The 19,888-nt window shown below is 65.6% G+C and carries 17 protein-coding genes; 13 read left to right on the top strand and 4 right to left on the bottom strand.

Annotated features, from left to right (window positions below):
- The first annotated feature begins 48 nt into the window (after positions 1-48).
- From ASE96_RS02625 to ASE96_RS02650, 6 genes are all read left to right on the top strand, one after another.
- Positions 49-1,143: an ABC transporter ATP-binding protein gene (locus tag ASE96_RS02625; RefSeq protein WP_056425530.1), complete on the top strand. Its 1,095-nt coding sequence runs from the start codon at positions 49-51 to the stop codon at positions 1,141-1,143.
- The gene (locus ASE96_RS02630; protein WP_056425534.1) at positions 1,143-1,913 is read left to right on the top strand and encodes an ABC transporter permease; all 771 of its coding nucleotides are present in this window, start codon (positions 1,143-1,145) and stop codon (positions 1,911-1,913) included. The genes ASE96_RS02625 and ASE96_RS02630 overlap by 1 nt, the downstream gene beginning before the upstream one ends.
- On the top strand, positions 1,910-2,656 hold the full coding sequence (locus ASE96_RS02635; RefSeq protein WP_056425536.1) for an ABC transporter permease: 747 nt from the start codon (positions 1,910-1,912) through the stop codon (positions 2,654-2,656). Before ASE96_RS02630 ends, ASE96_RS02635 begins: the two co-directional genes overlap by 4 nt.
- Positions 2,653-3,615, top strand: coding sequence for an ABC transporter substrate-binding protein (locus ASE96_RS02640; RefSeq protein ID WP_056425539.1), 963 nt, complete (start codon positions 2,653-2,655; stop codon positions 3,613-3,615). Before ASE96_RS02635 ends, ASE96_RS02640 begins: the two co-directional genes overlap by 4 nt.
- A 166-nt stretch (positions 3,616-3,781) precedes the next feature.
- On the top strand, positions 3,782-5,002 hold the full coding sequence (locus tag ASE96_RS02645) for a pyridoxal phosphate-dependent aminotransferase (RefSeq protein WP_056425540.1): 1,221 nt from the start codon (positions 3,782-3,784) through the stop codon (positions 5,000-5,002).
- 76 nt (positions 5,003-5,078) lie between these two features.
- A complete protein-coding gene (locus ASE96_RS02650) occupies positions 5,079-5,933 on the top strand; it encodes a polyphosphate kinase 2 family protein (RefSeq protein ID WP_056425542.1) in 855 nt (284 codons plus the stop codon).
- Positions 5,934-5,971: 38 nt separating this feature from the next.
- On the opposite strand, the gene ASE96_RS02655 is transcribed toward ASE96_RS02650, so the two are convergent.
- Positions 5,972-6,202, bottom strand: a complete 231-nt coding sequence (locus tag ASE96_RS02655) for an exodeoxyribonuclease VII small subunit (RefSeq protein ID WP_056425544.1) — start codon at positions 6,200-6,202, stop codon at positions 5,972-5,974.
- 52 nt (positions 6,203-6,254) lie between these two features.
- Positions 6,255-7,541: an exodeoxyribonuclease VII large subunit gene (gene xseA / locus ASE96_RS02660; protein ID WP_056425547.1), complete on the bottom strand. Its 1,287-nt coding sequence runs from the start codon at positions 7,539-7,541 to the stop codon at positions 6,255-6,257.
- 234 nt (positions 7,542-7,775) lie between these two features.
- Here xseA and ASE96_RS02665 point away from each other — a divergent pair, with 234 nt between their 5' ends.
- Positions 7,776-8,618: a hypothetical protein gene (locus tag ASE96_RS02665; RefSeq protein WP_056425550.1), complete on the top strand. Its 843-nt coding sequence runs from the start codon at positions 7,776-7,778 to the stop codon at positions 8,616-8,618.
- A gap of 44 nt (positions 8,619-8,662) precedes the next feature.
- A complete protein-coding gene (locus ASE96_RS02670; protein WP_056425552.1) occupies positions 8,663-9,754 on the top strand; it encodes a 4-hydroxy-3-methylbut-2-enyl diphosphate reductase in 1,092 nt (363 codons plus the stop codon).
- A gap of 23 nt (positions 9,755-9,777) precedes the next feature.
- Here the strand turns inward: ASE96_RS02670 and ASE96_RS02675 are convergent, their stop codons facing one another.
- Entirely contained in the window at positions 9,778-11,079 is a 1,302-nt protein-coding gene (locus ASE96_RS02675; RefSeq protein ID WP_056425555.1) for a DNA recombination protein RmuC, read from the bottom strand.
- 106 nt (positions 11,080-11,185) lie between these two features.
- On the opposite strand from ASE96_RS02675, the gene ychF reads away from it, so the two are divergent.
- From ychF to ASE96_RS02695, 4 genes are all read left to right on the top strand, one after another.
- Positions 11,186-12,271, top strand: coding sequence for a redox-regulated ATPase YchF (ychF, locus tag ASE96_RS02680; RefSeq protein ID WP_056425558.1), 1,086 nt, complete (start codon positions 11,186-11,188; stop codon positions 12,269-12,271).
- A 324-nt stretch (positions 12,272-12,595) separates the two neighbouring features.
- A complete protein-coding gene (locus tag ASE96_RS02685; RefSeq protein ID WP_056425562.1) occupies positions 12,596-14,377 on the top strand; it encodes an ABC transporter family substrate-binding protein in 1,782 nt (593 codons plus the stop codon).
- Positions 14,378-14,554: 177 nt separating this feature from the next.
- Positions 14,555-16,096, top strand: a complete 1,542-nt coding sequence (locus ASE96_RS02690; protein ID WP_056425565.1) for an ABC transporter permease subunit — start codon at positions 14,555-14,557, stop codon at positions 16,094-16,096.
- Complete coding sequence (locus ASE96_RS02695) at positions 16,093-17,193, top strand: ABC transporter permease (protein WP_056425567.1); 1,101 nt, start codon at positions 16,093-16,095, stop codon at positions 17,191-17,193. The genes ASE96_RS02690 and ASE96_RS02695 overlap by 4 nt, the downstream gene beginning before the upstream one ends.
- A 33-nt stretch (positions 17,194-17,226) precedes the next feature.
- Here ASE96_RS02695 and ASE96_RS02700 read toward each other — a convergent pair whose 3' ends face one another.
- Complete coding sequence (locus ASE96_RS02700) at positions 17,227-17,856, bottom strand: PH domain-containing protein (protein WP_056425569.1); 630 nt, start codon at positions 17,854-17,856, stop codon at positions 17,227-17,229.
- A 79-nt stretch (positions 17,857-17,935) separates the two neighbouring features.
- On the opposite strand from ASE96_RS02700, the gene ASE96_RS02705 reads away from it, so the two are divergent.
- A complete protein-coding gene (locus tag ASE96_RS02705) occupies positions 17,936-19,765 on the top strand; it encodes an ABC transporter ATP-binding protein (RefSeq protein WP_056425572.1) in 1,830 nt (609 codons plus the stop codon).
- Positions 19,766-19,888 lie beyond the last annotated feature (123 nt).

Raw genomic sequence — 19,888 nt, forward strand, 5'->3', positions numbered from 1 at the left:
ATCAGTTGGCTGGTCCGATGTTGGCTCCAACAGTTAGGTATGCCCGGAATGGCTGAAGCCATGATCGAGTTCCAGAGCGTCACCAAGCAGTACCAGAGCGGGCAGCCTGCCGTGGATGAGCTGACCATGTCCATAGACAAAGGCGCCATCACCGTCTTTGTCGGGCCTTCGGGCTGCGGCAAGACCACCTCGCTGCGAATGATCAACCGCATGGTGGAGCCGACGTCGGGAACCATCACCGTGGGCGGCGAGGACGTCACCTCGGTGCCCGCGGCGAAGCTGCGCCGGTCCATGGGCTACGTCATGCAGTCCTCCGGGCTGATGCCGCACCGTTCCGTGCTGGACAACATCGCCACCGTCCCCCGGCTCAACGGCGTGGGCAAGGCCGAGGCGCGGAAGCGCGCGCAGGAACTGCTCGACGTCGTCGGGCTGGCCTCCGTCCTTGGCAAGCGGTACCCCTCACAACTGTCCGGCGGCCAGCAACAGCGCGTGGGGGTGGCCCGGGCGCTTGCCGCGGACCCGCCCGTGCTGCTCATGGATGAACCCTTCAGCGCCGTGGATCCTGTGGTCCGCGATGAACTGCAGCAGGAACTCCTCCGGCTCCAGCGGGACCTGGCCAAGACCATCGTCTTCGTCACCCACGACATTGACGAGGCCACTGTCCTCGGCGACAAGGTGGCAGTCTTCGGCCTCGGCGGCAAACTCGCCCAGTACGCGACGCCGGAGGAAATCCTGCGCGCCCCGGCCAACGACTTTGTGGCGTCCTTCGTGGGCCGGGACCGCGGTTTCCGGCACCTCGCCTTCAGCACGTCCGACGGCGTCACCGTGCACCCGGTCCAGACGATCACCCCGGAAGAACTTGAGCGTCCAGGCAATGCTTCCGGCGAATGGCAACTGGTGGTCGACGAGGCCCTGCGGCCCCTGGGCTGGTCTGGCCCGGGCAAGGGGACCGCAACGGTTCCCGGCGGATCACTCTTCCGGAAGGGTGACACTCTCCGCCGCGCCCTCGACGCGGCACTCTCTTCACCCTCGGGCCTCGGCGTCGCAGTGGACGCGGACGGCCGGGTGGCCGGCGTCATCATCGCCGAAGAAGTCCTCGCCGTGATCGAGTCGGACCGCCACTTCCGCCAAGGTGCGCTCTGATGGAATGGTTCCTGGCCAACAGCGCGCAGGTCTTCAGCCTCGCGGGCCAGCACCTGGTCCTGGCCATCTTGCCGATGGTGTTCGGGGTGCTCATTGCGGTCCCTCTGGCCCAGGTCGCCCGGCAGAACCGGGGACTCCGGTCTGTGGTCCTGACGGCTTCCTCGCTGCTCTACACCATCCCGTCCCTGGCGCTGTTCATCATCCTGCCGACCGTCCTTGGAACCCGGATCCTGGACCCGGTCAACGTTGTGGTGGCCCTGACCATTTACGCCGTTGCCCTGTTGGTGCGGGCCACCCTGGACGCTTTTGACTCGGTGGACGAGGATCTCCGGCAGGCTGCCGTGGCCATGGGGTTCAAGCCGTTCGCCCGCTTCCTGCAGATCGATCTGCCGCTGTCCCTGCCGGTGCTTTTCGCCGGGTTGCGGGTGGTGTCGGTTAGCAACATCTCGCTGGTCAGTGTCGCGGCGCTGCTCGGCATCGGCAACCTTGGCATGCTCTTCACTTCGGGTCTGCAGCGTGATTTCGTCACCGAGGTGGTGGTGGGCATCATCGCCATCCTTATCCTCGCGCTGCTGATGGACGCCGTCCTGGTCCTGCTCGAGCGGCTGCTGACCCCGTGGACCCGCGCCGCGGCGTCCACCGGCGGCAGCGCCGATCCAGGTGCGGGCCAGGACAAGACCGGCCAGGACAAGACCGGCCAGGATAAGACCGGCACAGCTGCCGCGGCGTTACGGCTTTCCGACTCACAGACCGCGGGAGGTGCCGCATGAGCAACGTCGTCACGGACACCATTGCCTGGCTCACCGATCCCACGAACTGGTCCGGCAGCGCTGGAATCCCGACCCGGCTGGCCGAGCACCTGCTCTACACGGGTCTGGTGATGGCGATCGCCACGGCCATCGCCGTCCCGATCGGACTGTACGTGGGGCACACCGGCCGCGGGCGGGTGGCCGCAGTGGCCGTCGCCGGTGCCCTCCGGGCCCTGCCAACCCTCGGCCTGCTCACGCTCTTTGTCCTGCTGGCCGGGATCGGGCTGATGCCCCCTATCTGGGCCCTCGTCATCCTGACCGTCCCGCCCCTGCTGGCCGGCACCTACGCCGGCATCGCCAGCGTGGACCGGAATGTCGTCGACGCCGCCCGGGCTATGGGTATGACGGAACTCCAGGTGCTGTTCCGCGCAGAGTTCCCCAACGCACTGCCCGTGATGTACGGCGGGTTCCGGACCGGCGTGCTGCAGGCCATCGCCACGGTCTCCGTCGTGGCCTACATCAACCTCGGCGGCCTCGGCCGGTATCTCTTCGACGGGTTGGTGCTGTCCGATTTCCCCCAGATGCTGGGAGGGTCGCTGCTCATCGCCGCCCTGGCCATCGCCGTCGACCTTGTCCTCGCCCTCATTCAGAGGCTGTTCCTGTCCCGGGGCGCCTCGTCACAGCCAGACCGGAGCCAGCAGGCTGCGGTTGATCTCACAGACCCCGTACCCGCGGGGACTGTTGTCCAAGGAGGTACGTCATGAAGGAAACCCGCCAACGAGCACTCGGCAGGCGCGCAATCGGCGGCCTGGCCGCCGGCGTCGGCCTGGCCATGGCACTGTCCGCCTGCGCAGGATCATCCGATCCGCTCTCAACCGCACCGGCGACGGGCGGGGCCACCTCCGGTTCGGGTTCGGCCCTGGTGATCGGTTCCGCCGATTTCCCGGAGAGCCAGATCATCGCCGAGGTCTATGCCGGGGCGCTCAACGGTGCCGGTGTCACCGCGAGCACCAAGCCGAACATCGGTTCCCGCGAGGTCTACTTCAAGGCCGTCCAGGACGGGTCGGTGGACATCATCCCGGACTACAGCGGAAACCTCCTGCTGCACGTCAGCCCGGACGCCACCGAGGTCTCGGCGGAGGACATCTACAAGGCCCTGCCGGGCAAGCTGCCCGAGGGACTGGCCGTGCTGGAGGCCTCCAAGGCCGAAGACAAGGACGCCATGGTGGTCACCAAGGCCACGGCAGAGAAGCACCAGCTGAAGTCGATCGAAGACATGGCGAAGGTCTGCAGCGAATTCGTGGTGGGCGCACCGGCGACCTTCGCCGAGCGCGCCTACGGCCTGCCGGGCCTGAAGAAGAACTACAACTGCGTGCCCAAGAAGTTGGAGCCGTTCAGCGACGGCGGCGGGGCCGTCACGCTCAAGGCCCTGCTCTCCGACCAGGTCCAGGTGGCCGACATCTACACCACCACCCCGTCCATCGCGGACAACGACCTGGTGGTGTTGGAGGACCCGAAGAACAACTTCATCGCCCAGCAGGTCCTTCCGCTGTACAACTCGGCCAAGATGACCGACAAGGCGAAGGAAACCCTGAACGCCGTGTCCAAGGTGCTGACCACAGAGGACCTCATTAACCTCAACCGCGCGGTCAGCGGCAGCCAGAAGCAGAATCCCAAGGATGCTGCGGCCGCCTGGCTCAAGGAAAAGGGACTGGTCCAGTAGCAGTTCCTCAACGGACCTTCTGACGTTCGACGGCGGCTGCCGGATTCCTCGGGTTACCGGGGGAGCCCCGGCAGCCGCCGTCGTGCGTTTCCCGCCTGTGACGGCGGAACCCCGCTGTGAGACACATCTCAACGGAAGTACATCCGCCATATGGCATATTTGATGGATGGCAGAATTCAAGCAGTCCACCAAGCTTCATAATGTCCTTTACGACATCCGTGGACCGATCCTTCAGGCCGCCCAGCAGATGGAGGCAGAGGGTCACCGCATCCTCAAACTGAACATCGGCAACCCCGCCCCCTTCGGGTTTGAAGCGCCGGACGCGATTCTGGTGGACATGATCCGCCACCTGCCCCATGCCCAGGGCTACAGCGATTCCCGCGGCATTTTCTCCGCCCGGACGGCCGTCTCGCAGTACTACCAGACCCGCGGCATCCAGAACATCCACGTCGATGACATCTACCTGGGCAACGGCGTCAGCGAGCTCATCACGATGTCCCTCATGGCGCTGCTCGACGACGGCGACGAGGTCCTGATCCCCACCCCCGACTATCCGCTGTGGACCGCCTCCGTGGCCCTCGCCGGTGGCCGTCCCGTGCACTACCTCTGCGATGAGGACTCGGGCTGGCAGCCGGACCTCGAGGACCTCGAAGCCAAGATCACTCCGCGCACCAAGGGCATCGTGGTGATCAACCCGAACAACCCCACCGGTGCGGTGTACCCGGAGGAAACGCTCAAGAAGATCGTCGCCCTGGCCGAGAAACACGGGCTGGTCCTCTTCGCCGACGAGATCTACGAGAAGATCCTCTACGAGGACGCCGTCCATGTGAACATGGCCGCCCTGACCGGCGACGACGTTCTGTGCCTCACGTTCAGCGGCTTGTCCAAGGCTTACCGCGTGTGCGGCTACCGGGCCGGGTGGATGGCCATTTCGGGGCCTAAAAAGGACGCCGCGGACTATCTCGAGGGCATCAGCCTGCTCGCGAACATGCGCCTGTGTGCCAACGTCCCGGCCCAGCACGCGATCCAGACGGCTCTCGGCGGGTACCAGAGCATCAACGACCTGATCCTGCCCGGCGGGCGCCTGCTCGAGCAGCGGAACAAGGCCTATGACATGCTCAACGCCATTCCCGGGGTCAGCACCCAGCAGGCCCGGGGCGCCATGTACCTCTTCCCGAAGCTCGATCCCGAGGTCTACCACATCCGCGACGACGAGAAATTCGTCCTGGACCTGCTCCGCGAACAGAAGATCCTCGTCTCGCACGGCCGCGCCTTCAACTGGGTCCGCCCGGACCACTTCCGGATGGTCACCCTGCCGCTGGTCAAGGACCTCGAAGAGGCAATCAACCGCATGGCGGACTTCCTGAGCCGGTACAAGGGGAACTAGCCTAGGGCTCAGCAGCGCGGCACGGGCAGTCGTCCGGGGTTGAACGGCGGCTGCCCGAACCGGAAAGAGGCTTGTCATGGCAGACATCGTGGGATTCAAGGAGCACCCCGCCGAGACCCTGATGGTGGGCAAAGGCTTCAAACTGAAGGATGCGGATCCGGACGCCACGCCGGGCTACCCGGGGGACAAGTCCGACGGCGAGGCGCTGCTGGCCGACCTGGATGACAACCTCGCGCAGCTCCAGGAGCAGCTGTTCGCAGAGTCCCGCTTCGGGGGCACCAAGCGCGTGCTGCTCATCCTCCAGGCAATGGACACTGCCGGCAAAGGCGGGATCGTGACCCACGTCATGGGGGCCATGAACCCGCAGGGGGTCCAGATGAAGTCCTTCAAAGCGCCGACTCCGGAGGAGAAATCCTACGATTTCCTCTGGCGGATCGAGAAGGAAGTGCCTTCGGCCGGAATGGTGGGTGTTTTTGACCGGTCCCACTACGAGGACGTGCTGATCCACCGGGTCCACCGCTGGGCGAGCCCCGAGGAACTCGAACGCCGGTACATCGCCATCAACGAGTTCGAGGCCCGGCAGGCGGCCGCCGGAACGAAGATCGTCAAGGTCATGTTGAACATCAGCCGGGACGAGCAGAAGGACCGGCTGCTGGCCCGCCTCGACGAGCCGTCCAAGCTCTGGAAGTACAGCAGCAATGATCTCAAGGAACGCGCGTTCTGGGGCGACTACATGGACGCCTACCAGAAGGCTTTCGAGAAGACGGGTACCGAGACAGCCCCGTGGTACGTCGTCCCGGCGAACAAGAAGTGGTATGCCCGGATCGCCGTCCAGCAATTGCTGCTGGACGCGCTGGAAGGCTTCAAGCTGAAGTGGCCGGTCCCGGATCTCGACGTTGCGACGGAACGGGAACTGGTGGAGCGGTCCTGACTGGCTAACCGGGCAGCCTGCGGGCCGGCTGGGTGCGGCTAGCCGTCCTGCGCGGGCTGGTCCCGCGCCGCGGCGAGCCGCTTGCGGGCGCCTTCGAGCCACTGTTCGCAGCGTTTGGCCAGCGCCTCGCCGCGTTCCCAGAGCGCCAGCGACTCCTCCAGGCTCGCCCCGCCGGCTTCGAGCCTGCTGACAACTCCGATGAGCTGCTCGCGGGCCTCCTCGTAACTCAGTCCCTCGATGTCGGCGTTGGGCGTGGTTTCTACTGCCATGGCGTGGTGCTCCTTGCTGTGCGTCCCACAGGACGGATCGTTCGGGTGGTATTTAGTCTTCTGCCGGTTCCTGGCCGCCGGTCGACTCCGCGGTGAACCGGCCCCCGGCCACGCGGACCGTCAGCGGGGTGCCCGACGGCGCCTGGTCGGGGTGCCGCACGACGTCCCGGCGGACCCCGGGCGCCGACCCGGCGTCGGCCAGCTGGACCACAGCGTATCCGCGGTCCAGGGTCTTTTGCGGCGACAGGGCCCGGACCTGCGCCTTGAGATGGACCAGTTGGTCGGCGGCCCGGACGACAGCGGCGGTGACTGCCGCCTGGGAGCGGCCCTTGAGCCGTTCGACGTCGTCGTGCCGGTGGCTGACCATAGCCTCCGGGGAGGCCAGGACGGGGCGGGAGCGCAGCGAGGCCAGGCGGTCCGTTTCGCGCTCGACCAGCCGGGTGGCGCCGCGGCGCAGATGGTCCCGGGCCTGCCGGACGCGGACAAGCTCTTCCGCAACGTCCGGGACGATCCGCTTGGCGGCATCCGTGGGCGTGGAGGCGCGCAGGTCCGCGACATCGTCAAGGATGGGCCGGTCGGCCTCGTGGCCGATCGCACTCACCACCGGAGTGGAGGCGGCGGACACGGCACGGATGAGTTCTTCGTTGCTGAACGGCAGCAGGTCTTCCAGGGCACCGCCGCCGCGGGCGATGACAATCACGTCCACGTGGGGGTCTGCATCCAGCTCGCGCAAGGCAGCAATGACCTGCGCGACGGCGGTGTTGCCCTGGACGGCCACCTCGCGGACGTCGAATTCGACGGCGGGCCAGCGAAGGGCCGCGTTGCGCAGCACGTCCTTCTTGGCATCCGAATCGCGGCCGGTGATCAGGCCGATCCGGTGGGGGAGCAGGGGCAGGCGCTTCTTGCGGGCGTCGGAGAACAGCCCTTCCGCAGCGAGGGCGTGGCGCAGCCGCTCGATCCTGGCGAGCAGATCTCCCAGGCCCACCGGCCGGATGTCCTTAACGGACATGTTCAGCCGTCCCGTCTTCAGCCACATCTCGGCCTTGAGCAGGGCCACGACTCTGGAACCGCGTTCCAGCGGGATTTCCTGCCGGTCCAGGACATTGGTCCAGACGGAGGCCGGGAGGGAGATCTCCGCGTCGATGTCCCGCAGTGTCAGGTAGGCGTTGGTGCCCCGCCGGTTCATTTCGATGACCTGGCCCTCGACCCACGCGGACGGTGCGCGGTCGATGTGCATCTTGAGTTTTTGGGACAGCAGCTGCAGCGGCCACGGGTTGTCCGGGCTGGTTTCCGCCGCCGTGGCCGGCACGGTTGTGGCTGCCGCGAGGTCCTCAGACATGCCGGGACTCCAGGGCGGAGGTGGACTTGTGCATATGGGTGGTTGTCCTTTGCCGGGGCGGGGCTGTCAGCAGGTACACCCCTCAGTGATTGCGCGTCCAGGAGGGCCACCGGCAGACAGCTCGAACTTGTCAGTTTCAACTCTATCCATAGCTCTATCATCGGGCTCCGACTTTATTGATCCACAGGCCGCCCCCGTAGGATGGCACTACCCAACAACCTCCTAGGAATTCTTGTGCGCACTTTTGTCTCGGCCGTAGCTGTACTCATCGGGCTTGTCCTGGCAGCCGTTGCCGTTCCGGCCATGTGGGTGGACAGGAATCTGGTCCAGGAGGATGGTTTTGTGGCGTTCACCGCGCCGCTGGGCAAGGACCCGGTGTTCCAGCAGCGGCTGGCCGGGGCCGCCGTCGGAAGTCTCGGTGCGGAGCAAATCCCCGGCGCGCTCAGGGGACTCGTCACACCCGTCCTGGAAAGCGCTGCCCAGTCCCTGACGGCCATGCCCGGCTATCCCGATGCCTGGACCGAAACACTGCGCAAAAGTCACCGGCTGAACTTCGCCGACCCTGCGACGCTACCGGCCGAGGCCGACGGCGCCACCTCGCTGACCCTGGACCTCGCGCCCCTCGTCGGCCTCGTGGCCAAGCAGGTAGCGGATGCCACGACCCTGCCGCTGGAGGCCCCGGACCAGCTGCTGATTGCCATCGGGCAGCCCGAACACCGGCAGGTCCTCGACCGGGTGGCCGCCTTCGCGCCAATGGGCTACGCCGTGGCTGTCGGTGCGCTGATCGCGTTCGCCCTGGCCTTCGTGGCCGCCCGGCGGCGCTGGACTGTCCTGGCCGGCATCGGGCTGGGAACGATGGTGCTGGCCGGAGCCTGGAAGCTGGCTGCCGACGCCGTCGCGGCCGCGGTGACCGGAACGTCCAGCGGCAACGAAGTCGCCGAGATCTTCAAGAGTGAGTTTGTCGGCGCGGCCAGTTCGAGTTTCGGGCAATGGATCGTGGCGGCGGCCGTGGTTGGCGGTGTCCTGCTGGCAGCCGGACTCGTCCTGCGCGTCGCCGGCGTGCGCCGCCGCGCCTGAGGCCCCCACACCGGCGGCCCGCTCAACACCGGTAGCATTGGGGCATGACCTCCACTGCTGTTTCCATTCCGATGCCCACCGTTCCGCGCCGGCGGCGTACGCCGGAGGAAGTCCTGGCTGCAGCCCCCGTCGACGGCCCGAAAAGGGTCCTGCTCGCTGCCCCGCGCGGCTACTGCGCCGGCGTCGACCGGGCGGTCATTGCGGTGGAAAAAGCGCTGGAGCACTACGGTCCGCCGGTCTACGTCCGCAAGCAGATCGTCCACAACGTTCATGTGGTCAGTTCCCTTGAGGAAAAGGGCGCCATCTTCGTTGACGAGACTGACGAGGTCCCCGAGGGCGCCCTGGTGATCTTTTCCGCCCACGGTGTGTCGCCGGCCGTGGTCCAGTCCGCCGAGGACCGGGGGCTGCGGACCATCGACGCCACGTGCCCGCTCGTGACAAAGGTGCACAAAGAGGCGGTGCGCTTCGCGAAGGACGACTTCGACATCCTGCTGATCGGCCATGACGGCCACGAGGAAGTCGAAGGAACCGCGGGGGAGGCCCCCGAACACATCCAGATCATCAACGGCCCGCACGAGGTGGACAAGGTCACCGTCCGAGACCCGGAGAAGGTGATCTGGCTTTCCCAGACCACCCTCAGCGTGGACGAAACCATGGAAACGGTCCGGCTCCTCAAGGAACGTTTCCCCACCCTGCAGGACCCGCCTAGCGATGACATCTGCTACGCCACCACCAACCGCCAGGTGGCCATCAAGAAAATCTCACCGCAGGCCGACCTCGTGATCGTGGTCGGATCGGCCAACTCGTCGAACTCTGTCCGCCTCGTGGAGGTGGCGCTGGAGTACGGAGCCAAGGCCTCCTACCGTGTGGACTTCGCCAACGAGGTGGACGAGGCCTGGTTTGAGGGAGTGGCCACTGTCGGCGTGACCTCGGGTGCCTCGGTGCCGGAAGTCCTGGTCAAGGACGTCCTGCGCCTGCTCGCCGACTACGGCTACGGCTCGGTCGAGGAAGTCGTCACAGCCGAGGAGGACCTGCTGTTCTCGCTGCCGAAGGAGCTTCGCGCCACGCTGAAGCAGGCCGGCGACGTGTCCCGCGCCCTCGGCGGCCGCGGGACACGGCCCTCACAGACTTCCTAGGAGTTCTTTTCCGCGGCCGTGTCTTAGGCTGCGGACTCCCGGTCTTCGTCGTCGCGGGCATCATTCAGCGATCCCTCCGTCGCCCGGCCGCCGGACCCGGCCTCCGGCCCGCTTCCGGGCTGGAGTTCCGGGGCCGCCACGGACCGCGGCGTCGCCTCCACGGCTGCGGGCGTCGTCAGACCGGCCGCGTCCAGTGCGTTGAGCTTCCGTGCCGTCGGCAGCACCCGGGCCTCCAGCGTCCCCACCATGGAGTTGTAGCGGTCCACGGACGTTTTGAGGGAGGCGCCGAGCTTGGTGACGTTCTCGCCGAGCGTCCCCATCCGCTCATAGAGCTGGTGGGCGAGTTCGAAGAGCTCCCGCGCGCTGTCCGTCAGCACGTCCTGGCGCCAGGTGAAAGCGACGGACTTCAGGACCGCCAGCAGCGTGGAGGGGGACGCCAGCACGACATTCCTGGACAGGGAATAGTCCAGCAGCGCCGGGTCCGCGGACAGTGCGGCGGCCAGGATCGACTCGGCCGGCAGGAAGCACACCACAAGTTCGGGGGAGTTGCCCGGGATGTCCCAGTATTTCTTGCCGCTCAGCGCATCCACGTGGGCCTTCAGGGCCTTGGCGTGGGCCAGCAGATGGGTCTGCTGGCCGCCCAGGAACTGCGCGTGCTGCTGACCGCCGGCGGACGCCCCAAGTTCCTGCGCCGCGAGGTAGGACGTGAGCGGTACTTTGGCGTCAACCACCAGCTGCTTTCCGCCGGGCAGCTGCACGACGAGGTCGGGCCGGACACTCGTCTCCGCCGCTGAGCCGTGTTGCTGCCCGCTGTGAACTTGTTCGTGGAAATCGACATGGCGCAGCATCCCGGCGGCCTCGACCACGCGGCGCAACTGGACTTCCCCCCACTGGCCCCGGGCGCTGTTGGACCGAAGAGCCGATTCCAGCGCGTGCGTGGAGCGCAGGAGCTGTTCGTCGGACAGCCGGGCTTCCTGCAGCTGCTGGGCAAGCTGGCCGTACTGCTCCAGCCGGTCGCGCTCCAGCAGGGACACCTGCTGCTGGACCGCAGTGAGTTTTTCCGCCACCGGCGCCAGCGCCCGCAGCACACTGCCGTCCTGGTTCCGGGATTCGCCCAGGTCGCGGTTCTGCGCGGCCAGCAGGCGCCTCTCGGCGTCGGCTGCCGCGAACTGGGCACTGACCTCGGAGAGCCGGGCGGAGACGGCGTCGAAGTCCTGCTCCACGGCAAGTGAGCGGCGCCGGAGCAACACGTAGACCACCGCGGCGCCGGCGACGGCGCCGACGAGCAGCATGAGCAGGGCAAGAATCAATGCAAAAGCTTCCATGCCTTCACTTTGGCACGCCCCTGCGACAGTTTCCGGCCGGCGCCCTGCGGACAGCGATCCCGGGCCGTCACAGGGTCCCCGGCCACAGCGGGTAGAATTAGTACTCGTGGCTCTTACTATTGGCATCGTCGGACTGCCCAACGTCGGCAAATCAACTCTTTTCAACGCACTGACCCGCAACCAGGTGCTCGCAGCGAACTACCCGTTCGCCACGATCGAGCCCAACGTCGGCGTCGTCAACCTGCCGGACCCGCGGCTCGCCAAGCTGGCCGCCGTCTTCGGCTCCCAGCGGCTGCTGCCCGCGCCGGTGTCTTTCGTGGACATTGCCGGGATAGTGAAGGGCGCGTCGGAGGGTGAAGGCCTGGGCAACAAGTTCCTCGCCAACATCCGCGAGGCCGAGGCCATCGCCCAGGTTGTCCGCGTGTTCGATGATCCCGACGTCATCCACGTCGACGGCAAAGTGGATCCCGGCTCCGACATGGAGACCATCAACACCGAACTGATCCTGGCCGACCTCCAGACGATCGAAAACGCGATTCCGCGGATCGAAAAGGAAGTCAAAATCAAGAAGCGGGAAGCCGCAGAGCTGGCTGCCATCAAGGCGGCCCAAACCGTGCTGGAACGCGGCGACACCATCTTCTCCTCGATCAAGAGCGACAAGCTGGAGATGGAGCACCTCAAGGAGCTCGGCCTCCTGACCGCCAAGCCGTTTATCTACGTCTTCAACGCGGACGAAGGCATCCTCGGAAACCCGGAGAAGCAGGCGGAACTGCGGGCCATGGTGGCGCCGGCAGACGCGATCTTCCTCGACGCCAAGCTCGAATCCGACCTTGTCGAGCTCGACGAGGAAGAGGCCCGCGAAATGCTGGAAATGAACGGGCAGGACGAATCCGGCCTGGACCAGCTGGCCCGCGTCGGTTTCCACACCCTCGGGCTGCAGACCTACCTCACCGCAGGACCCAAGGAGACACGGGCCTGGACCATCCACCGGGGTGACACCGCACCGCAGGCCGCCGGCGTGATCCACTCCGATTTCCAGCGCGGCTTCATCAAGGCCGAAGTTGTCTCCTTCGACGACCTCATCGAGGCCGGATCCATGGCCGAGGCGAAGTCCCGCGGCAAGGTCCGCATTGAAGGCAAGGAATATGTCATGGCCGACGGCGACGTCGTGGAGTTCCGCTTCAACGTCTGAGGGCTTGATGATGTCATCAAGTAATTAAGGATTAACTCGAGAAGCCCCGATTTCTACATCGGGGCTTTTCCTGTGTCCGGGGAGATTAGCGCGGAGCCGCCGCTCCGTCAATACCCCCGGCGGAATTCTGCAGGGCAATCGCAGCCGAATGTTGCAGCTCTGTAACGAACTTTACAGTTGGTCAACTTTCGTCGCTTCGCGCTGATTTTGAGGTTTACGCTACATCCCATGTGAGACGCACCACACTGCCGCTGGGGGAGTGTGGACGTCTGCCCGGTGCCTACGGCCTCGGTCTCAACCACACCACAGAAACAAGGAGGCGGAATGCGCTTCGGTCGTATTTCCAAAGCAGTGGGCGTGGCAGCAGCAGCTGCCCTCGCCCTCAGCGCCTGCGCTGGCACCAGTGGCGGGTCATCCCCGTCGACTGCTGCGGCAGCAAGCAAATCAGGCGGATCTGCAACAGTCGTGGAGGTGAACGCGTTCAACACGTTTAACCCCAACACGGCGGACGGCAACACCGACATCAACTCGAAGATCAGCTACGCCACCCACTCGGGTTTCTTCTACATCGACAATAAGCTGAACGTTGTACGCAACGAAAAGTTCGGCAAGATGGAAAAGGTCTCGGACAACCCGTTGACGGTCAAGTACACCATCAACGACGGCGTGAAGTGGTCGGACGGTACTCCCGTTACCGCAGCCGACCTCGTGCTGCAGTGGGCCGCCTTCTCCGGCTACTACGACGATGCCAACGCAGAGGCCAAGACCGGAACGTCCTACTTCTCCTACGCCGGCGACCCCACGGGCATCGCCCTGACGGACTTCCCGGAGCTCGGCGAAGACGGCCGCTCCATGACGTTGAAGTACTCCAAGCCGTTTGCTGACTGGGAAATCGCCATTGGCGGCCCCGGCATCGACATCCCGGCCCACGTCCTGGCCAAGAAGGCCGGACTGGCGGATGCCAAGGCATTCGTCGACCTGGTCAAGGGCATGCCCCGCGGCGATGCCAAGGCACCCAAGCCCGCCAACGCGCAGCTGAAGGCCATGGCGGACATGTGGAACACCGGCTTCGATTCCAAGACCCTGCCGGCCGATCCCAACCTGTACCTCTCCAACGGCCCCTACATCGTCAAGGGTGTCAACCAGGACCAGTCCCTGACCATGGTCAAGAACAAGGACTACAACTGGGGTCCGGAAGCCATGCTGGACGAGATCACGGTCCGCTACATCGGTTCCGCTCCCGCCCAGGTTCAGGCGCTTAAGAACGGCGAAGCCGACATCATCGCACCGCAGGCATCGGCTGACACGGTGGAGCAGCTCAAGGCCCTCGAAAGCCAGGGCGTTACGGTCGAGGTCGGAAACCAGCTGTCCTACGACCACATCGACCTCAACTTCTCCGGTGTATTTGCCGAGAAGAATGTCCGCGAAGCGTTCATGAAGAGCGTCCCGCGCAAGGACATCGTTGACAAGATCGTCAAGAAGCTGGACCCGGAGGCCAAGCCGCTCGATTCCCAGCTGTTCGTGCCGGACCAGGCCCTGTACACCGAGTCCGTCAAGGACAACGGCTCCTCGGCCTACCAGGATGTCGACATCGAAGGTGCAAAGAAGCTCCTCAACGGTGCCACGCCTGAAGTCCGCATCATGTACAACAAGGACAACCCCAACCGTGCCGACGCGTTCGCACTGATCAGCGAGTCCGCCACCAAGGCAGGCTTCAAGATCGTCGACGGCGGCCTGGGCAAGTCGGACTGGGGCAAGGCCCTCGGTGACGGCTCCTACGATGCCACCATCTTCGGCTGGATCAACTCGGGTGTCGGCGTCTCCGGCGTTCCGCAGATCTTCAAGTCGGGCAACGACTCCAACTTCAACCAGTTCAGCGATCCGGAAGCCGACAAGCTCATGGATGAACTGATTGTCACCACGGACAAGACCAAGCAGGATGAGCTCATCAAGCAGATCGACCAGAAGATCTGGGCTTCCTCTTACGGCCTTCCGCTGTTCCAGGCAGTCGGCGTGGACGCTTACAGCGACCGCATCACCGGCGTGAAGTACATGCCGAACCAGACCGGTGTCTGGTGGAACTTCTGGGAGTGGGCACAGAAGTAGCCGACGACCGCAAGTGACACTTGCTAGCTAAAGGCGTCGGGACCGGGCAATTTGGTCCCGGCGCCTTTCTAGCGAACCCCCTCATGATGGCGGGCCCGCCCCGCCATCGCGGGAAACGGCCAAACTCTGCGACCGGTCCGGGCAACCCCTGGGCCCGAATACCGAGGTTCTATTCCAATGGTGACCTACATAGTCCGGCGGCTTATCACTGCCGCCCTCATACTTCTTGGTGCATCCTTTCTGGTGTATCTCCTGACAGCGGCGTCAGGCGACCCCCTCGAGGAATTCCGCGCCAGCAGCGCTCCCAACAAACAGCAACTGATGGAAGCACGCACCGAGTTGCTGCAGCTGGACACACCAGCACCCATCCGGTATTTCCACTGGCTCGGCGGTGCGGCGCAATGCCTCATCCCGTTCGCCAACTCGTGTGACCTGGGCAAGAACATCGCCGGCCAGCCCATTACCGACGCCCTCGGGCACGCACTGGTCCAGACACTGACCCTGGTCACCGGGGCCACCGTGCTGGCGATCCTGATCGGCATCACGCTCGGCATCATCACGGCACTGCGCCAGTACAGCACGCTGGACTACGGCGTGACCTTCATGGCCTTCCTGTTCTTCTCCCTCCCGATCTTCTGGGTTGCGGTCCTCCTGAAGGAGTTCGGCGCCATCGGGTTCAACAACTTCCTCAGGAATCCTGAGATACCCATACCGGCAGCCCTCGTCATCGGCGCCGTCATCGGTGTGCTGGCGGCCGTGACGGTCGGCGGCGAGATGAAACGCAGGCTGCTCATCGGCGGCGTCGTGTTCCTGTTTGCCGCGGCCGTGCTGATGTACTTCTCCGCCACCGAGTGGTTCAAGAACCCCGGGCTGGGCCCGCTGGTCATTGCGATCGCCGGCGTCGGGATTGCGTTCGCCGTGACGCTGCTCTCGGCAGGCCTCAAGAACCGCAAGGCGCTGCAGTCGGCGCTGATCGCCGTCGGCGTCGGGCTGGTTGTCTACTTCGTCATCCAGCCGTTGCTCGATCAAGCGACGTTCCTGATGATCGTGCTCCTCGCGATCGCGGCGGTCCTCGTCGGGATGGGCATTGGCTACCTGATGGGCGGCTACGACCGCGGCCAGTCCATGCGGGCTGCCGCGCTCACCTCGTTCCTGGTGGGGTTCCTGATCCTGCTGGACCGTTTTATGCAGGCGTGGCCCGAGTACTTCAACAACAGCCGGGTCCGCGGCCGCCCCATTGCCACCATCGGCGCCAGCACCCCGAACATCGAAGGCGACTTCTGGACCCTGAGCCTGGACTCCTTCACGCACCTGATCCTTCCGACCATCGCACTCATCCTGATTTCGCTGGCCGGATACACCCGGTTCACCCGCGCCTCGATGCTGGAAATCATGAACATGGACTACATCCGGACCGCCCGGGCCAAGGGCCTGTCGGAACGGACCGTGGTGATGCGCCATGCCTTCCGCAACGCGCTGATCCCGATCGCCACGATCGTTGCCTTCGACATCGGCGCGCTGATCGGCGGCGCCGTCATCACCGAAACCGTCTTCTCCGTCCGCGGCATGGGCTTCCTGTTCCTCGACGGCATCACGCACGTCGATCCCAACCCGGTGATGGGCGTCTTCCTCTGTGTGGCCATCACGGCCATGGGTTTCAACCTCATTGCGGACCTTGCGTACTCCGCACTTGATCCACGCGTAAGGGTAAAAGCATGAGCCAGCCAAGTCAGCAGGACGAGATCGTGGCAGAAGACGCGGGGCTGCCGCAGTCCGCGGCAGGCATCGAGCCGGTCCTCGAAGCCAAGGGCCTGAGCCAGGGGCAGATTGTCCGGAAACGGTTCCTGGGCCACACCGGCGCCATCATCGGACTCGTCGTTTTCGCCATCATCTTTGTAATGGCATTCACGTCCGTGGGCTACTGGGGCATCCCCGGCTGGTGGAAATACAGCCACGACGAGGTTGCCCCTCTGGTCAACGACGGCGTGCCCACGGCTTCGCTGTGGCCGCTGGCCTGGGGCGAACACCCCTTCGGCCAGGACCGCATCGGCCGTGACCTCTTCGCCATGACCATGCGCGGCGCCCAGCAGTCCATCACCGTCATGGTGGTGATCGGCCTCATCGCCGGCTTTATCGGCGTCGTGGTCGGGGCGCTGTCCGGGTACTTCCGCGGCTGGACCGAAGCGGTGCTGATGCGCCTCACCGACGTCATCATCATCATCCCGGGCCTGCTGCTCGCCGCCGTGATGGCACAGATGGCCGGCCGGCGGGACTCCGGCGGCTGGTTCTCCTCCTTCGCCAGCAACAACGGCATCCTCGCGCTGGGCATCTTCCTCGGCCTGATCACATGGGTGGGACTCGCCCGCCTGATGCGTGGGGAGTTCCTCTCGCTGCGTGAACGCGAGTTCGTGGACGCGGCACGGATCTCGGGCGCCAGCAACGCCAGGATCATCTTCAAGCACATCCTGCCCAACGCCGTCGGCGTGTTGATTGTCAACATCACGCTGACCATGTCCGCCGCGATCCTCACCGAGACGGCACTGAGCTACCTCGGCGTCGGCGTGAAGGCTCCGGACACGTCGCTGGGGTTGCTCATTTCGCAGAACCAGGAGGCTTTTGCTACCCGGCCCTGGCTGTTCTGGTACCCCGGCCTCTTCATCGTCCTGATCTGCCTGAGCATCAACTTCATCGGTGACGGCCTGCGGGACGCGTTCGATCCGCGGCAGAAGAAATTCAACGCCAAGAAGGCCAAGGACGCCGGACATCCGCTCGAGCCGACACCTGTCACCGCGTTCGACGGAACCAAGGACGACTAGGTGCCCACGCCCCGCAGTGCCTGCACGGCCGAGCTACCGGGCGGCGACCGTCCAGTAGCTGGCCGCCAGCAACAGTACGACGGCGGCAGCCGCCGCCCAGCGGTACGTCACCTTCACCGCGGTGGCGGCGGCGTCACCGGCGGCAAGCGCGCCGCTTTCCACCAGGTCCTGCCAGCGGGTCCGTACGATCCGGGCTGCCTGACCGGAATCGGTGGTCTTGAGATCCCCGGGGCGCACGGACTGGCCGGGACCGTAGCTAGTTGCGGGCAGGCCCCTGAGGTCCTCCGGCTGGGCGTTGCGCCCGCCCCAGATTCCGGGCGCGGGCGCTGCCCAGGCCGCGTAGCTCTTGTGCGCCGTGACCAGGGTGAGGGCAAAGCGGGTGTCGACATGCACCAGCGCTTCCCAGGGCACCACCACGGAGCGGAACGGGTTCTCCAGCGTGACCCCGTGGTCGTGGACCACGACGGCGGGCATCCAGAACAGCTGCCAGCCAAGGAACGCGATCAGCAGCAGCGGAGCCGTTCCGGCCAGGGCCGCCGGCCCGGCAGTGATCACCGTGACCACGATGCCCAGCGCCGCAACCGACCAGGACAGCCAGGCGAACCAGGTGTTCGTTCGGGCCTTGAAGATTTCAACGGTACCGGCATGCGGCGTAGAGCTCATGCCCCTAATAATTCAGTATTCCGAGCCGCAGCACTAATCCCCGGTGAACCGGCGGCCCGGGTGGAAGGAAAGCCCCATCATGACTGACTTCATCACCCTCGATCCGGTTGTCGCCCCTGCTCCGGGGAAGAACGAACCCGTGCTGGAGGTCCGCGGGTTGAGCGTCGACTTCGGCGTGGACAAGAAATGGGTTCCGGCCGCAATTGGTCTGAACTACGAGGTGCGTGCCGGCGAAGTGCTGGCGATCGTGGGCGAGTCCGGATCCGGAAAGAGTGCCAGCTCGATGGCCCTGCTGGGTCTGCTGCCCAGTAACAGCCGGGTGACCGGAAGCGTCAAGCTCGCCGGGCAGGAGCTGCTGGGGACGAACGAAGCGAACATCCGCGCGGTCCGCGGCAAGGAAGTGGCCGTGATCTTCCAGGAGCCGATGACGGCCCTGAACCCGGTCTACACCGTGGGCGCGCAGATCGTGGAGACCGTTCGGCTGCACAGCGAAGTGTCTCCCGACGAAGCCCGGCTCCGCGCCCTGCGTATGCTCGAGCTCGTGGAGCTGCCCGACCCGGAGAAGGCCTTCCGCTCCTATCCCCACCAGCTCTCCGGCGGCCAGCGGCAGCGCGCCATGATCGCCCAGTCCCTGTCCTGCGATCCGAAGCTGCTCATCGCGGATGAGCCCACCACGGCACTCGATGTGACCGTCCAGGCGGAAATCCTGGACCTCATGCGGAACCTGCGCAACAAACTGGACAGCGCCATCGTCCTGATCACGCACGACATGGGCGTCGTGGCTGACCTTGCGGACCGGATCGCGGTGATGCGCCGCGGCGTAATCGTCGAAACCGGCACGGCCGCCGAAATCTTTCACAACCCCCAGCACGAATACACCAAGGCCCTGCTGGCAGCCGTTCCGCACCTGGGCCAGGGAGGCTCGGACGCCGCCGTGGAAGTGGACGTTACCGCAGCCCTCGCCGCCGCCACGCACGCCGAGCTCACCTCCATTCCGGAGGAGCAGCTCCTTCGGCGCGAACGCGAGAACGCCGCTGCCCTCGCCGCCGCGGAAGCTGCAAAACCGCAGGGCCAGCCGGTACTGGAGCTGACCGATGTGGCCATCGAATACCCCAAGCAGGGCCGGGTCCCCGCGTTCCGCGCCGTGGAGGGCGCCAACCTGGTGATCTATCCGGGGCAGGTTGTCGGACTGGTGGGGGAGTCCGGCTCAGGCAAGACCACGATCGGCCGCGCCGCCGTCGGCCTGCTGCCGGTGGCGGCCGGCACCATGAAGGTGGTCGGCCAGGACATTTCGGCCGCGAAGAAGAACGGTCGGCAGCTGCACGAGATGCGCCGCCACGTCGGCATGGTCTTCCAGGACCCGTCGTCGTCGCTGAACCCGCGGCTTCCGATCGGCGAGAGCATCGGCGAGCCGATGTTCCTGGCCGGGGTGGCGAAAGGCGTCGAGCTGCAGAGGCGGATCGAGGCGCTCCTGGATCAGGTGGAGCTCCCGCGCAACTACCGTAACCGCTACCCGCACGAGCTCTCCGGCGGGCAGAAGCAGCGTGTGGGCATCGCGCGGGCCCTCTCGCTCAAGCCGAAGCTGATGGTCGCGGACGAGCCCACCTCGGCCCTGGACGTATCCGTGCAGGCCAAGGTGCTCGATCTGTTCCAGAACCTCCAGAAGGAGCTCGGCTTCGCCTGCCTCTTCGTCACCCACGACCTCGCCGTCGTCGATGTGCTGGCGGACAGGATCTGCGTGATGCAGCGCGGCCGCATCGTCGAGCAGGGCACCCGCGACCAGATCCTGCGCAACCCGCAGGAACCCTACACGCAGCGTCTCCTGGCCGCCGTGCCGCTCCCGGATCCCGAAAAACAGCGGGAACGCCGCGAGTTGCGGGCGCAGCTGATGGCGGCAGATCCGAGTTAACTGCCCCTAACCGGGATCGCCGGGCGGCGAATACTACCAGCCAGTAGCGTGTGACTTGAAATACATTGCGCTTGACGCTATCGGTCACGCTTTTGTCGGGTCACGGTTTGGCAACAGAGTTCC

Origin of the sequence: Arthrobacter sp. Leaf69 (assembly GCF_001422645.1) — a bacterium.
GTDB lineage: Bacteria > Actinomycetota > Actinomycetes > Actinomycetales > Micrococcaceae > Arthrobacter.

Bases quoted from the DNA above. Each gene is read 5' to 3' on its own strand.
- ASE96_RS02675 (WP_056425555.1), bottom strand. From the start codon at position 11,079: ATGGAAGCTTTTGCATTGATTCTTGCCCTGCTCATGCTGCTCGTCGGC.
- ASE96_RS02695 (WP_056425567.1), top strand. From the start codon at position 16,093: ATGAGCCAGCCAAGTCAGCAGGACGAGATCGTGGCAGAAGACGCGGGG.
- ASE96_RS02640 (WP_056425539.1), top strand. From the start codon at position 2,653: ATGAAGGAAACCCGCCAACGAGCACTCGGCAGGCGCGCAATCGGCGGC.
- ASE96_RS02630 (WP_056425534.1), top strand. From the start codon at position 1,143: ATGGAATGGTTCCTGGCCAACAGCGCGCAGGTCTTCAGCCTCGCGGGC.
- xseA (WP_056425547.1), bottom strand. From the start codon at position 7,541: ATGTCTGAGGACCTCGCGGCAGCCACAACCGTGCCGGCCACGGCGGCG.
- ASE96_RS02685 (WP_056425562.1), top strand. From the start codon at position 12,596: ATGCGCTTCGGTCGTATTTCCAAAGCAGTGGGCGTGGCAGCAGCAGCT.
- ASE96_RS02705 (WP_056425572.1), top strand. From the start codon at position 17,936: ATGACTGACTTCATCACCCTCGATCCGGTTGTCGCCCCTGCTCCGGGG.
- ASE96_RS02655 (WP_056425544.1), bottom strand. From the start codon at position 6,202: ATGGCAGTAGAAACCACGCCCAACGCCGACATCGAGGGACTGAGTTAC.
- ASE96_RS02700 (WP_056425569.1), bottom strand. From the start codon at position 17,856: ATGAGCTCTACGCCGCATGCCGGTACCGTTGAAATCTTCAAGGCCCGA.
- ASE96_RS02635 (WP_056425536.1), top strand. From the start codon at position 1,910: ATGAGCAACGTCGTCACGGACACCATTGCCTGGCTCACCGATCCCACG.
- ASE96_RS02670 (WP_056425552.1), top strand. From the start codon at position 8,663: ATGACCTCCACTGCTGTTTCCATTCCGATGCCCACCGTTCCGCGCCGG.
- ASE96_RS02690 (WP_056425565.1), top strand. From the start codon at position 14,555: ATGGTGACCTACATAGTCCGGCGGCTTATCACTGCCGCCCTCATACTT.
- ASE96_RS02645 (WP_056425540.1), top strand. From the start codon at position 3,782: ATGGCAGAATTCAAGCAGTCCACCAAGCTTCATAATGTCCTTTACGAC.
- ASE96_RS02625 (WP_056425530.1), top strand. From the start codon at position 49: ATGGCTGAAGCCATGATCGAGTTCCAGAGCGTCACCAAGCAGTACCAG.
- ASE96_RS02650 (WP_056425542.1), top strand. From the start codon at position 5,079: ATGGCAGACATCGTGGGATTCAAGGAGCACCCCGCCGAGACCCTGATG.